Genomic DNA, 13,438 nt, shown 5'->3' with positions numbered 1-13,438 from the left:
GTATGGACATCAGTCCAGGCGACGATACGACACTCTGGTGCCAGGTGTCCCGGAATCCTCCGGGTATGCGGCCGACCACCCGCGCGGAGCGAGATGCTGAGATGATGACCTACTATTCGTCTCAGAGTTTCGCGCCGTTCGACAAGGAGGTCAGATCGTGGGTGCTCCGGATATCGCCGCCACATCCCGTCTCGTGGGGGCATCGATCGGACCCGGGTCGCTGACCTGGAAGTACGCCGGAGACCTGCGGAACATGCTGTTCCTCGGCCGCACCGGCATCCTGCAGAACATGCATCCGGCGGTGGGCGCCGCCCTGCAGGACCATTCGAACTTCTTCCGAGATCCCTGGGACCGTCTCATCCGCTCGCTACCGCAGATCCAGGGCATGATCTACGACGCTGACAACGAGGCGCAGGCGGCTCGGGTGCGGGACTACCACCGTCCGCTGAAGGGTACGGATTCCCGCGGCGAGCGCTATCACGCGCTTGATCCCGATGTGTACTGGTGGACCCATGCGACCTTCGTCGAGCTCACCATCGCGCTCAACGAACACTTCGGGATCCCGCTCACCGAGGCGGAGAAGGATCAGTTGATCGCCGAAGGCCTCACCTGGTGGCGGATGTACGGTCTGTCCGATCGGGTGCTGGTCGCGAATTACGCGGAATTCGAGGAATACTGGAACCGCACCATCGACGAGGTGCTCGAGGCCAACATCACCACCGATTTCGCGCTCCGGCTGGGCAGCGTCCGGATTCCGGCGATGCCCGGTATTCCCGAACCGGTGTGGTCGGTGATCTGGCGGCCGGTGATGGCGTTCAACGTCTGGCTGGCCAACGCGTTGATGCCCGAACGTGCCCGGGAGATCCTGAACCTGCGCTGGACAGCGGTCGATCAGCGGTTGTTCGGGATCTTCGCATCAGCGGTGCGCGCGGTCTGGCCGCTGCTGCCCGATCGCCTTCGGTACGCCCCGCGCGCCTACGCGGGTGTCCGGCGCGTCCGGGCCGGTTGACCTATGGTTTGCGACACAAATCGCGACGGGGGCCGACAGCGTACCGTACGTCACACCGGCTCGATTTGCCTTGGGGGCCTGCTGATCCCGGCTCCGAGCCGCTGACCGGCGGGTACGTGACCTGGGACACCCTCGCATTGATGCGAAGTTAATTCCCCATTACCGGGAAGTTTCCGAAAGTCCGGCGGTCGGACGCCGATACCATTTCCGCATGCTCACTGTTCAGGCCCGCCAAGGTAGTTCGTCGTTCGTCCCCGGAAATTCGAATCGGTCGAACGGATGCCCGGCAGCCGAAGTACGACCCGAGCAGCACACCGCCGGAGCCGTCCCCGTGTTCCCGGAGGATATGTCGGCGCGTGAGGAAGCCGAGCAGCTGCGCAAGCCGTCGGCTTCGCTGGCCGTCGCGGCGGTGATGGGGCTATTGATCGTCGTTCTCCTTCTCGCCAGTCACGGCAAACAGGACGACGGCGACCGTCGTTCGCGGCCGATCGAAAAATCCTCGACGTCACAGCAGTAGCGGACTACGCGGCCCGCCGGCCGCTGCCGGCGGCGGACGCCCCGGCGGAGTGCTCGGCGAGATCCACAACTCAGTCGCGCGGCAGTGCCACCCGGTACCCCTCGGGAGTGGCCGTGACCTCCGTGACCGCCACCGTCGGCCGGCCGCAACGGCGTTCGCAACCGGACCAGTGCTGCCGCCCGGTCGTAGTGATCTCACCGGCCGGGATCGGAGTATCGGAACCGGTACCGGGGCTATCCGTCCGGCCCGATTCGACGGCGGCCGCGGCGTCGGCCCGGATATCGGTATGCGATTTCGCGCACCCCGGCTGCCCCGCGCAGGCGGTGATCCGCAGCCACGGTGAGGTGGCGTCGAAGATGAGGCCCATCGGCGCCAGCACTCGGACGACCTGTTCGGCGGCGCCCTCTTCGAGGTCGGTGACGATCAGGCTGCGCCACGGGGTGAGCAGGATCGGGCGTTCGACGGCGGCGAGGAATTCGGCGGTCCGGGCGGGCAGAGAACCCAGGCGTACGCCCGCACCGAGCGCGACGAGATCGTCGTGCTGGGGCAGCCAGCCGATCGGCGGGTCGGCGGGGCCGGTGAATTCCAGCCGGTCGGGCCCGGGTTCCAGCCCCAGCAGTGCGGTCAGTCGCGCGACGCCGTCCTCGACCTCGTGCAGTCGCCACTGTCGGTCGGCGAGTTCGAGGAATCCGTGCGCCGCCGCCAGCAGTACCTCGGCCGCGTCGGTGCCGGTCACGCGGATCCCGCTGTCCCGGCCGGCCAGCAGGAGGGCGGATCGGTCGCCGCCGAGCGCGTGCAGACCGATATCCGGGCGCAGCGGGCTCACATCACCGCGGCCGTCGTCCAGGGTGAACAGCACCCGGCCGGGCAGTGCGGCCAGTCGCGGCGAGCCGAGCAGACCCGTGTCCAGCGCGGCCACCAGCGGCCGGATATCAGGGTGGTCACCGACTCGTCCGGACAGGGGAGAGGCGATGATATTGCGCACCCGCTCATGGGTCCGGCTCGGTAGCAGGCCGGCCGCGGCCAGACGTTCGGCGAGTGCGTTCGTATCCCGGATCCGGCGCAGTTGGATATTGCCGCGCGAGGTCAGTTCGACAGCGCCGTCCGCGAGATCGTGGGCCGCCGCGGCGAGCGTCTGCAACTGTTCGGGCGTGAGCGTGCCCCCCGGGACCCGGACCCGCGCCAGCGGGCCGTCGGCGGCCTCGTGCAGGCGCAGGACACCGGGGCAGGAATCGGGATCGGTACGTGCCATGATCCGACCAGGATACGGCGCCCGGCAGGGCCGGTTCAGCGCACCGCCTGGGTCTGGGTCACCTTCGCGACCAGCGTGCCCGCCTCATCGCGCACCTCGGTCTCGACCACGATGAACGACCGTCCGGCCTGGAGCGGACGAGACGAGGCCTCGGCGTGACCCGACCGCACAGCGCGTAGGAAGTTCGTCTTCGATTCCACCGTGGTGGTCGCCTGGGCGCCCTCGGGCAAATTGAGGAACGCGCAGACCGCGGCGGTCGAATCCGCCAGCGCCATCAGCACACCGCCGTGCAGCGCTCCGCCGAGCGTGCACAGTGTCGCGTCCCAGGCGATGCGGCTGCGCACCAGGGCGGGGCCGTGCTCGAGGACCTCGATGCCGAGGCGCTCGGTGAAGGGCATGGACTGGTGGAAGAGCGCGGTACCCGCGTCGTCGGTCATGGCGTGCAGCTAACCCTCGATGTGGGTGGATCGGCAAGTGAGCGTAGGGAGCGGGCAGCCGGGGAAAGGAGGGCCGCGGTGTTCGCGGTAGCATCCGGGGGCTCGACGGGCCACGAGGAAACCGGTGGAACTCCGGTGCGGTCGCGCCACTGACACAGCCAGACCCTCTCCGGCGAGCACACAACCCCCCACGGGCGCGTCACCCCAGGAAGGTCATCGCTGTGATTCTGCTGCTGTCCACCTCCGATACCGATCTACTGAGCGCGCGCGCCAGCGGCGCCGACTATCGGTGGGGTAATCCGGCCCGATTGCTGGTGGACGATCTGCCCGGTCTGCTCGCGGACGCCGATCTGGTGATCGTGCGAATTCTCGGCGGTAAGCGGGCCTGGGAAGACGGTCTGGCCGCGGTGCGGGCCAGCGGTGTGCCGGTGGTGGCAGTCGGTGGTGAGATGGCCCCCGACGCCGAGCTCATGGAATGTTCGACCGTGCCGGTGGGTGTGGCTTCCGACGCGCACAACTATCTGGCGGCCGGCGGTCCGCAGAATCTGCGGCAGCTGCACCACTTCTTGTCCGATACGGTTCTGCTCACCGGTCACGGATTCGAGCCGCCGGTGCAGTTGCCCAGTTGGGGCCGGCTCGAACGTACTGCCCGACATGCCGAACCGGTGGCCGGGAAACCGATCGTCGGTGTCGTCTACTACCGGGCGCAGCATCTGGCCGGAAACACCGGCTATGTCGACGCCTTGTGCGGCGCGATCGAGGACGCCGGCGCGGTACCGGTGCCTGTCTACTGCGCGTCGCTGCGTACCGCCGAACCCGAACTGCTGGACACTCTCCGGCAGGCCGACGCACTGGTGGTCACCGTCCTGGCCGCGGGCGGCAGTAAACCGGCACTCGCCTCGGCGGGCGGCGACGACGAGGCCTGGGATATCGGAGCCCTCGCCGAACTGGATGTTCCGATCCTGCAGGGGTTGTGCCTGACCAGTGGTCGTGCCCAGTGGGAGGCCAACGACGACGGACTGTCTCCCCTGGATGTGGCGACCCAGGTCGCGGTGCCCGAGTTCGACGGCCGGCTCATCACGGTGCCGTTCTCCTTCAAGGAGTTCGACTCCGACGGACTGTCCACCTACGTTCCCGACGCCGAACGTGCAGCCCGGGTCGCCGGGATCGCGGTGCGGCACGCACGGCTGCGGCATATTCCCGCGGATCGCAAACGTCTGGCGCTCATGATGTCGGCCTATCCGACCAAACACGCCCGGATCGGCAATGCCGTCGGACTCGACACTCCGGCCAGCACCATCGCGCTGCTCACCGAACTGCGTACCGCCGGATACGATCTCGGCGCCACGGGTGAGGTCCCGGGCCTGGCGGAACGTGACGGCGATGCGCTGATGCACGCCCTCATCGCGGCAGGCGGTCAGGATCCCGACTGGCTCACCGCCGAACAGCTCGAAGGCAATCCCGTGCGGATCGGTGCCGAGGTGTACACCGCCTGGTTCGACACCCTGCCCGGGGAACTGCGCACCGCGGTCGTCGAGGCGTGGGGACCGCCGCCGGGTGAGCTCTATGTCGACCGCTCCGCCGACCCCCGCGGCGAGATCGTGATCGCCGCACTGCGATTCGGCAATGTGGTGCTGATGGTGCAGCCGCCGCGCGGTTTCGGGGAGAACCCGGTCGCCATCTACCATGACCCCGATCTCCCGCCCAGCCATCACTACCTGGCCGCCTACCGCTGGCTTTCCACCGATCCCGAGGCCGGTGGCTTCGGCGCCGACGCGATGGTGCATCTGGGTAAGCACGGCAACCTGGAATGGCTGCCAGGTAAGACCCTGGGTATGTCCGCGGCGTGCGGTACCGATGCCGCCCTGGGGGATCTGCCGCTGATCTACCCGTTCCTGGTGAACGATCCGGGGGAGGGTACTCAGGCCAAACGCCGCGCGCACGCGACCCTGGTGGATCACCTGATCCCGCCCATGGCGCGTGCCGAGAGCTACGGTGATATCTCCCGGCTCGAACAGCTGCTCGACGAGCACGCGAATATCTCGACCCTGGACCCGGCCAAACTGCCCGCCATCCGGCAGCAGATCTGGACGCTCATGCGTGCCGCGAAAATGGACCACGATCTGGGGCTGGCCGAACGCCCGGACGAGGAATCCTTCGACGATATGCTGCTGCACGTCGACGGCTGGCTGTGCGAGATCAAGGACGTCCAGATCCGCGACGGCCTGCATATTCTCGGCCGCGCCCCGGCCGGTGACGGTGAGGTGGACCTCGTCCTGGCCATGCTGCGGGCGCGGCAGCTGTGGGGTGGGGAGGTGTCGGTGCCGGGTCTGCGAGAGGCGCTGGGGCTCAGCGAATCCGGTGGGGAGGCCCGGGAGCGGGTCGATACCGTCGAGGCGCGTGCGCGAAAACTGGTCGCCGCGTTGCAGGCCGCCGGGTGGGCGCCCGACGCGGTGGACGAACTCGTGGACGCTCACGCGGCCGAACTGTTCGACACCGCCGGTGCGGACCGCGCGGCCGTCGCCGCGGTGCTGCGTTTCGCCGCGACCGAGGTGGTGCCGCGGCTGCGCGGGACCGGGATCGAGATCGACCGTGTGCTGCACGCGCTGAACGGCGGTTTCATTCCCGCCGGTCCGAGTGGTTCCCCGCTGCGCGGCCTGATCAACGTGCTGCCCACGGGCCGCAACTTCTACTCCGTCGACCCGAAGGCCGTCCCGTCGCGGCTGGCCTGGGAAACCGGCCAGGCCATGGCGGAATCACTACTCGAGCGCTACCTCGCCGATCACGGCGAATACCCGCGCTCCGTGGGTCTCTCGGTGTGGGGCACCTCGGCCATGCGCACCTCGGGCGACGATATCGCCGAGGTGCTGGCGCTGCTGGGTGTGCGTCCGGTCTGGGACGAGGCCAGCCGCCGGGTCACCACACTCGAGGTGATCGATCTCGCGGAACTGGGCCGGCCGCGGGTGGATGTGACGGTGCGTATCAGCGGTTTCTTCCGCGATGCGTTCCCTCATGTGCTGGCTCTGCTCGACGACGCGGTACGACTCGTCGCCGAACTGGACGAGCCCGCGGAATCGAACTACGTGCGCGCCCACACCCGCGCCGATCTCGCCGAGCACGGTGACGAACGCCGTGCCACCACCCGTATCTTCGGATCGAAACCGGGTACCTACGGCGCGGGCCTGCTCCAGCTGATCGATTCCAAGAGCTGGCGTACCGACGACGATCTCGCGCAGGTCTACACCACCTGGGGCGGCTACGCCTACGGGCGCGACCTCGACGGCGCCCCGGCAGCCGACGATATGCGCACCGCGTACCGCCGGATCGCGGTGGCCGCCAAGAACACTGATACCCGCGAGCACGATATCGCCGACTCCGACGACTACTTCCAGTACCACGGCGGCATGGTCGCCACGGTGCGCGCGCTGACCGGGAAGAACCCGGAGGCCTATATCGGTGACAGCACCCGCCCGGACGCGGTGCGCACCCGCACCCTGTCGGAGGAGACCACCCGGGTGTTCCGGGCCCGGGTGGTGAATCCACGCTGGCTCGAGGCCATGCGCCGGCACGGCTACAAGGGCGCTTTCGAGATGGCGGCCACGGTCGACTATCTGTTCGGCTACGACGCGACCACCGATGTGATCGCCGACTGGATGTACGAGAAACTCGCCGACAGCTATGTCTTCGACGAGACGAATCGCAAGTTCATGGAGCAGTCCAACCCGTGGGCGCTGCACGGCATCGCCGAACGCCTTCTCGAAGCGGCCGAACGAAAGTTGTGGGCCAGCCCGGAATCGGAGACCCTGGACCGGTTGCGCCAGGTCTACCTGGAGACCGAGGGCGAGCTCGAGTAACCCGCCGATACGGCGTCAGAGGATCCAGCTGCTCTGCACGAAGTAGTCGCTGGTGGCGAAGAGGATCTTTGCCGGTGTCTGCTTCTCGTCGATGCCGAAGGCCACCAGTCCGTGGCGCGGCTGACCAGGCTCCAGGAAGCCGGACGGGTACGCACCGGGCACATCGGTCAGCGGATACACGGTCGTCCCGTCGGCAGTCACCATGCGCAGGTCGAGCGTCGGCAGGAAGTAGGGGTTGCCCGAGGTCTGTTCGGCGGTGACGTCGTAGACGAGTACCTGCTGACCTTCGGCGCGCGGCGCGACCTCGGTATCGGCGGCACCGACGGTGACGGCCATATCGCCCCCGGTGCGGACCGGGAATGTGGTGCCCAGCGGCCCGGCGGGAACGGGGTCCGCGGCGACCGCCACCGGCGGTTCGGGTATCACCGGTACCGGCTCGGCGACAGCGGCGGTGGCCGAGAACAGCGGCAGAACAACGGCAGCGGCGGCCATGACGGTCTTTTTCACGGGGATCCTTCGAAGTCGTCGGCCCTCGGGGGCGGTATCGGTGCCGGCACTCCGTTGGCCGGGCGATGCGTGCGGCGTCGCTGTAACGCCGTATCCGGACGAGCCGCCGTGGTTGCGGATACTCGGGCGGCGACCCTCCGCGAGCCTAGAAGCCGACCGCCGACCACCGCATCCCGGGCAACGGTTCTTACCGAATATGTGATTTTCGATCTTGCCGAGACCTTACCGTTACGTGGACCGCACGATCACACGCCCGCGCCGCCGTCCGCCGCGCCGAACAGATCCCGAGCCGCGTCCACAGCGCTGTCGGGGAGCACGCTTTCCTTCCGGATTCGCCGGTGCGCGCCGGCGGTTGTCACGGGTGTCGGGATTCGTCGGCCGTGTCCGGGACCGTGTTCGCCGGGTCCGCGGCCTGCTGGGCGTGTAGCCGGGCCTCCAGCCCGTCCAGTAGGCACAGCAAACCGAAATCGAAGCCGATCGCATTGCCGAGGGCGGAATCCTCCGACATGAGTGTCCGGTAGTCGGCGCGCATCTGCGGATAATCCGTACTCAGTTGCTCCAGGATCTGCCGCACCTGGTCCTGGTCGACGGGACCGCCGTGGGCTTTCTCCATCGCGATCAACGGGACGACCTGGCCGAGTACGAAACTGGTGATGGTGCCGCTGGCCAGGTAGACGTCCAGGCCTCGGAAGCCCGCATCGGTGAATGCCAGGCGTAGCCGCTCGGTCAGCCGGAAGGCCTGGGGGCCGAAACTCGGGATCTGGCCGATGAGTGTCGCCGACCACGGGTGGGCCAGCAACGCACTGCGGAAGTTGTAGGCGAAGGTACTGAGCAGCCCGCGCAGACCCGAGGCTCGCTCCAGACCGGCGTCGTCGATCGCCCCCCAGATCTCGTCCAGCGCGAGTTCGAGCAACTCGTTCTTGTTCGCGACATGCCAGTACACGCTGGTGGCGCCCGCCCCGAGTTCGGCGCCGAGTCTGCGCATGCTGAGCGCGTCCAGACCTTCCTTGTCCAGGATCGCCACCGCCGCCCGCACGATCCGTTCCCGGTCCAGGCCCGAGGTCCTGGGTGGGCGGGGGGTGCGGGTCCACACGCTACTGAACTGGTCGGCCACAGTTCGATCCTAACTGCTGTCGCACAGTGTGCGATTTCGTCGTACAGTGTGCGAGTGAACTCGAACACTGTACGAGACCCGCGCCGCTGGCTCGTCCTCGCCGCGCTCTGCCTGGCGCTGATGGTGCTGATGATCGACAGCACCGTGCTGAATATCGCGATCCCGTCGCTGATCCGGGAACTCGACGCCACCCCCTCCGATATCCAGTGGATCCTCGATTCCTATGTACTGGTCTTCGCCGGGCTACTGCTCACCGCGGGCAGCCTGTCGGACCGGTTCGGCCGCCGGCTGATGTTGATCCTCGGCCTGATAGTCCTGGGCGTGGGCTCATCGGCCGCGGTGCTGGCGACGGAACCGTGGCAGGTCGTCGCCGCCCGGGCCGTCATGGGTGTCGGCGGGGCGTTGCTGATGCCCTCGACGCTGTCGATCCTGATGACCACATTCGACGAGGACGAACGCCGGATGGCGCTGGCGGCATGGTCGACCGTCTCGATCCTCGGGATCGTCGCCGGCCCTACGCTGGGCGGTCTGCTGCTGGAGCGCTACTGGTGGGGTTCGGTGTTCCTGCTGAATATTCCGGTGGCCGTCCTGGCGATCGTCGCCGCCCTCGTGCTGATGCCCGAGACCAGAGGTGAACAACGCCCGATCGACGGGGTGGCTGTGGTGTTGTCGATCCTGGCTCTCGCCTCCACCGTGTACCTGATCATCGAGCGGGAGTGGAACATCCCGGTACTGGTGCTGGCGGTTGTGTCCGCCGTCGCGTTCGTGCTGTGGGAGCGTCGGCAGGAACACCCGATGCTGCCACTGGGACTGTTCGCCGACCGCGACTTCACCGGGACCTGCGCCACCGTGCTGCTCATGGTGTTCGGTATGGGCGCCGTGATGCTGATGCTCACCCAGTACCTGCAATTCGTACTCGGCTACGGTCCGATGAAAGCCGGTCTCGCGCTGCTGCCCTACGCCCTGGCGGGCGCGGTGTTCAACGGGCTCGGCGCCACCCTGGGCAGGAATCTCGCGAACAAGACACTGATCGTCGCGGGGTTGGCGGTCATGGCCGTCGCCTTCACGATCCTGGCCGTCGGCACCGGATACCTGTGGGTGCTGGCCAGCATGCTGGTCATGGGTATCGGTGGCGGTCTGGCCGGACCGGCCGCCTACACCGCGATCATGAACGCCATCCCGCTACGGCACGCGGGAGTGGGCTCGGCCTTGAACGACACTCTGCAGCAGGTGGGTATGGCATTGAGTATCGCGATCCTGGGCAGTGTGCTGGCCGGGGTCTTCACCGCGCAGATGCCGGCCGACGCGCCTTCGGCAGCCCGTGCATCCATCGGTGCGGCATTCGAACTCGGATACACCGACGCCGCGAAGACCGCTTTCACCGACGCGGTGTCGGTGGGGGCGTGGGTGAGCGCCGGCTTCAGCGTGATGGCCGCTCTGTTCGGCGCGATCGTACTGCGTGCACGCCCGGCCCCGGCCCGACTCGAAGAACCGGCCGCCGCGGAAACCCCGGTCCGTAATCCGTGACGTGGGCCCGCCCCCGGCCTACCGTGGAGCAATGAGCTGGGAGCAGTTGGCGCAGGCCAAATATGTTTCGCTGACGACCTACAAGAGGGACGGCTCGCCCGTCGGGACCCCGGTATGGGTGGCACCCGACGGCGACCGTCTCCTCGTGTGGACCGACCCGACCTCCTGGAAGGTCAAGCGGATCCGCCGTAACCCCGAGGTCACCCTGCAGATCTCGGACAATCGCGGGCGCACCGACGGCGGGGAGGTGCTGCCCGGCACCGCCGAGATACTGGATGCCGCGGGCACCGAGCACGCCCGGGCGGTGGTGGGTAGTAAATACGGCCTGGTCGGGAAGATCATGATCCGTGGTCACAAACTGCTGCGCGGGGCGGACGGGTCGGTGGGGATCGCGATCACCCGACGCTCCGGATCCCCCGGCTGACGAGTGCCACTACCGGTCACTGCCGAGAAGAATACGGAGCGGACGACTCGAAACAGTAACTTGCGCACTGTGCTACCGCTTTCGTAACGGGCCGGAGCGTTGTCGCCGGGCGCGGTCCGGTGTGGCACCCACCTCGTCGACAGTGCCGACCGTCGCGACCCGTCACTACTCACGATCCGGACGATCGTGGACTTCCCCGGTCGAGCTCGATAGCGTCCACGGGGAACCGGTCGGCGAGGGCCCGGTCGGCGTATGGACTGAGTGAGGTTCCGGATGCACCCGTTCCGTAAGGCCGTGGAGGACCGCGACACCGCCGCCATCGAGGCGCTGCTGGCCGACAATGTGGTGTTCACCAGTCCGGTGGCGTTCAAGCCCTACCCGGGCAAACCTCTCACCGCGGCCATTCTGCGCGGCGTGCTGCGGGTCTTCGAGGACTTCCGCTATATCCGGGAGATCGCCGACCCCGGTGGTCGCGATCACGCGCTGGTCTTCGAGGCGACGGTAGCGGGCAAACGGCTCACCGGATGCGATTTCCTGCATTTCGACGAGGACGGCAAAATCGACGATTTCATGGTGATGGTGCGCCCACTCTCGGCCGCGAGCGCGCTGGCCGAGGCGATGGCCGCGCAGTTCGACCGGATTCGGAGTGAGGCGATCGCCGCGATCGCGGAAGCGCGGTAGCGGTCCGGGCCCGGAGGCCGCTCGGCGCCACGGGCGCGGGCGAACCGCGCCGCGGTCGAATCGAGCGGCGCGGCGCCCGGGATCGTCGCGATACGGTATTCGGACCCGGTCAGCTGGTGAGCGGTGCTCCGTTGGGCTGGAGTGCCGGGCCGAGTGCCTGGAGGGTGCCGGGCTTGCGGCCCTTACCCCAGCCGATCTGCGCACGATAGCTGCCCAGTAGTCCGCTGCGGACCAGTTCGTCCTGGTCACCGGCCGCCGAGGATTCGGGTTCCGGGGTCGTGCGGGGGGAGACGAACAGCGCGTCGGCCGGGCAGTTCGCCTCGCACTGGAAGCAGGTCTGGCAATCGCTGTGCCGGCTGATCACCGGGATGCCGTCGGTGCCGCGGTCGAAGACATTGGTCGGGCAGACCGCGATGCATTTATCGCAGGCGATGCAGCGCTGCGCGGAGACGAGTTCGATCACGACGCCACCGCCGCGGGGATCGCCGCCTGTTCCGGCCGGACCCAGATCCGGTGCAGGCCACCGGTGATCAGCCGATGGTGCTGATCGGGATCCTGGTCGGGGAAATCGAGCCGTTTCGCCATCCCGCGGGTCTCGGTGCGCGCCAGTGCCGCCCGGTACATCCAGCGGGCGTGCGCGGTCATGGCCGCGGCCTGCCGGGTACGCACCCGTTCTTCACCGTCGCCGCCCAGGGATTCGCGGATATCCGTCCAGATCGTGTCCAGGGTGATCAGCGAATCGGCGAGCACACTGCCCCGGCGCAGGTAGTTCTTGTCGTAGGGCAGGACCTCGCGCTGCACCGCCTCCACCACCCGGCGCGGATCACGGTCGATCCGGCGGCCCTCCGGCCTGGCACCGACCGCGCCGATCCCGGTCACCCGGCGGCCCGCGGCTCCGGCGCCGAGCGCCAGCGCGTACCGGGCAGCTCCCGCGCCCGCCCAGGTGCCCGAGGAGATCGCCCAGGCGGCATTGTGGCTGCCGCCGCCGGTGAACCCGCCGCAGATCAGTTCGCGGGTCGCGGCATCGCCGGCCGCGTAGAGACCCGGCACGCTGGTACCGCATTCATCGGTGACGAGGCGAATACCGCCGGTGCCGCGTACGGTGCCCTCGGCGATCAATGTGATCGGGAATCTATCGGTGAACGGGTCGATGCCGAGCCGGTCGAAGGTGAGGAAGAAATTCGGCTGGGCGCGGCGCATGGCCGCTCGGGCCGGTTCGCCGGCCTGGTCGAGGCAGCAGAAAACCTTGTCGTGCAACAGTTCCGCCGCGATGGGGGAGCGATGGCGGCCGCTGGCGCCCTCGAGCACGCTGCCGTCGGCGCGATAGAAGGTGGCGAAATGGTAGAACGCCGTCTTCGTCACCGATGTCCCCTCCGGCGCGATGCCGTAGGCGTTGGAGAACTCCATCCCGGACAGTTCCGCGCCGGCTTCCACGGCGAACAGCGCGCCGTCGCCGGTGTTCACATCGCAGCCCAGCGCTTTGGATTGGAAGGCGCAGCCGCCGGTCGCCAGCACCACCGCGCCCGCCTGCACCCGGTAACTCTTCCCGGCCTGCCGCCGATAGCCCGCGGCTCCCGCGACAGCACCCGCCGCATCGACCAGGAGTTCGGTGACCGGGCTGTGGTCGAGGATACGTACTCCGGCGCGGCGCACCCGGATCCGCATCCGCCGCATGTACTCCGGGCCCTGTAACCCGTTGCGCAGTTGCCTACCGTCCGGTCCCACCGGGAACGGGTAGCGGGCTTCCTCGGCGAGTTCGTTCAGCCGATCGTAGGTTTCGTCCAGCACCCGTGCCGACCAGCGTCGATCGGCCAGATAGCCGCCCAGGCTCTCGCGGCCGGCGATCGCGGCCTCGCGCTCGACGGGGTCCGGCGGGACGTACCACACGCCGGTACCGGCCGAGGCGGTGGCGCCGCTGGTTCCGCAGTAACCCTTGTCGGCGAGCACCACATCGGCGCCGGCGCGCGCGGCACGCAGGGCCGCCCAGGTGGCGGCGGGACCACCGCCGATCACGAGAACATCGGCGCTCGACTCGTGCACATCCGTCATAAGAACCCCTCGTTCCGTGCGCGGTGACCGCGTCCACCTCGGCGCAGCGCGGGTCACAGTGACGAAT

The 13,438-nt window shown here is 68.2% G+C and carries 12 protein-coding genes; 6 read left to right on the top strand and 6 right to left on the bottom strand.

Annotation, left to right across the window (positions count from 1 at the left end; genetic code table 11):
* Nucleotides 1-157 precede the first annotated feature (157 nt).
* Nucleotides 158-1,009: an oxygenase MpaB family protein gene (locus IEY68_RS01700; RefSeq protein ID WP_229718559.1), complete on the top strand. Its 852-nt coding sequence runs from the start codon at nt 158-160 to the stop codon at nt 1,007-1,009.
* 211 nt (nt 1,010-1,220) lie between these two features.
* On the top strand, nt 1,221-1,526 hold the full coding sequence (locus IEY68_RS01695) for a hypothetical protein (protein WP_058855609.1): 306 nt from the start codon (nt 1,221-1,223) through the stop codon (nt 1,524-1,526).
* Between the two features lie 70 nt (nt 1,527-1,596).
* Here the strand turns inward: IEY68_RS01695 and cobG are convergent, their stop codons facing one another.
* On the bottom strand, nt 1,597-2,778 hold the full coding sequence (gene cobG / locus IEY68_RS01690) for a precorrin-3B synthase (protein WP_058855610.1): 1,182 nt from the start codon (nt 2,776-2,778) through the stop codon (nt 1,597-1,599).
* 35 nt (nt 2,779-2,813) lie between these two features.
* The gene (locus tag IEY68_RS01685) at nt 2,814-3,215 is read right to left on the bottom strand and encodes a PaaI family thioesterase (RefSeq protein WP_058855611.1); all 402 of its coding nucleotides are present in this window, start codon (nt 3,213-3,215) and stop codon (nt 2,814-2,816) included.
* 221 nt (nt 3,216-3,436) lie between these two features.
* Here IEY68_RS01685 and cobN point away from each other — a divergent pair, with 221 nt between their 5' ends.
* On the top strand, nt 3,437-7,069 hold the full coding sequence (gene cobN / locus IEY68_RS01680; protein WP_062995717.1) for a cobaltochelatase subunit CobN: 3,633 nt from the start codon (nt 3,437-3,439) through the stop codon (nt 7,067-7,069).
* Nucleotides 7,070-7,084: 15 nt separating this feature from the next.
* Here the strand turns inward: cobN and IEY68_RS01675 are convergent, their stop codons facing one another.
* Both IEY68_RS01675 and IEY68_RS01670 read right to left on the bottom strand, forming a co-directional pair.
* Complete coding sequence (locus IEY68_RS01675; RefSeq protein WP_156426258.1) at nt 7,085-7,576, bottom strand: DUF4352 domain-containing protein; 492 nt, start codon at nt 7,574-7,576, stop codon at nt 7,085-7,087.
* 355 nt (nt 7,577-7,931) lie between these two features.
* Nucleotides 7,932-8,690 (bottom strand): TetR/AcrR family transcriptional regulator C-terminal domain-containing protein, encoded by a 759-nt coding sequence (locus IEY68_RS01670; RefSeq protein WP_063916176.1) that lies wholly within the window; start codon nt 8,688-8,690, stop codon nt 7,932-7,934.
* A 54-nt stretch (nt 8,691-8,744) separates the two neighbouring features.
* Here IEY68_RS01670 and IEY68_RS01665 point away from each other — a divergent pair, with 54 nt between their 5' ends.
* From IEY68_RS01665 to IEY68_RS01655, 3 genes are all read left to right on the top strand, one after another.
* The gene (locus tag IEY68_RS01665) at nt 8,745-10,217 is read left to right on the top strand and encodes an MFS transporter (protein ID WP_229718558.1); all 1,473 of its coding nucleotides are present in this window, start codon (nt 8,745-8,747) and stop codon (nt 10,215-10,217) included.
* 31 nt (nt 10,218-10,248) lie between these two features.
* Nucleotides 10,249-10,641 (top strand): PPOX class F420-dependent oxidoreductase, encoded by a 393-nt coding sequence (locus IEY68_RS01660; RefSeq protein WP_058855613.1) that lies wholly within the window; start codon nt 10,249-10,251, stop codon nt 10,639-10,641.
* A 273-nt stretch (nt 10,642-10,914) separates the two neighbouring features.
* A complete protein-coding gene (locus tag IEY68_RS01655) occupies nt 10,915-11,322 on the top strand; it encodes a nuclear transport factor 2 family protein (RefSeq protein ID WP_062995728.1) in 408 nt (135 codons plus the stop codon).
* Between the two features lie 109 nt (nt 11,323-11,431).
* On the opposite strand, the gene IEY68_RS01650 is transcribed toward IEY68_RS01655, so the two are convergent.
* Nucleotides 11,432-11,785, bottom strand: a complete 354-nt coding sequence (locus IEY68_RS01650) for a 4Fe-4S dicluster domain-containing protein (RefSeq protein WP_058855614.1) — start codon at nt 11,783-11,785, stop codon at nt 11,432-11,434.
* Nucleotides 11,782-13,371, bottom strand: coding sequence for an FAD-dependent oxidoreductase (locus IEY68_RS01645; RefSeq protein WP_058855615.1), 1,590 nt, complete (start codon nt 13,369-13,371; stop codon nt 11,782-11,784). Before IEY68_RS01645 ends, IEY68_RS01650 begins: the two co-directional genes overlap by 4 nt.
* Nucleotides 13,372-13,438 lie beyond the last annotated feature (67 nt).

Source organism: Nocardia jinanensis (assembly GCF_014645735.1).
In the GTDB taxonomy this organism is placed as follows: Bacteria; Actinomycetota; Actinomycetes; order Mycobacteriales; family Mycobacteriaceae; genus Nocardia; species Nocardia jinanensis.
This window is presented reverse-complemented; position numbering and strand designations above follow the sequence as displayed.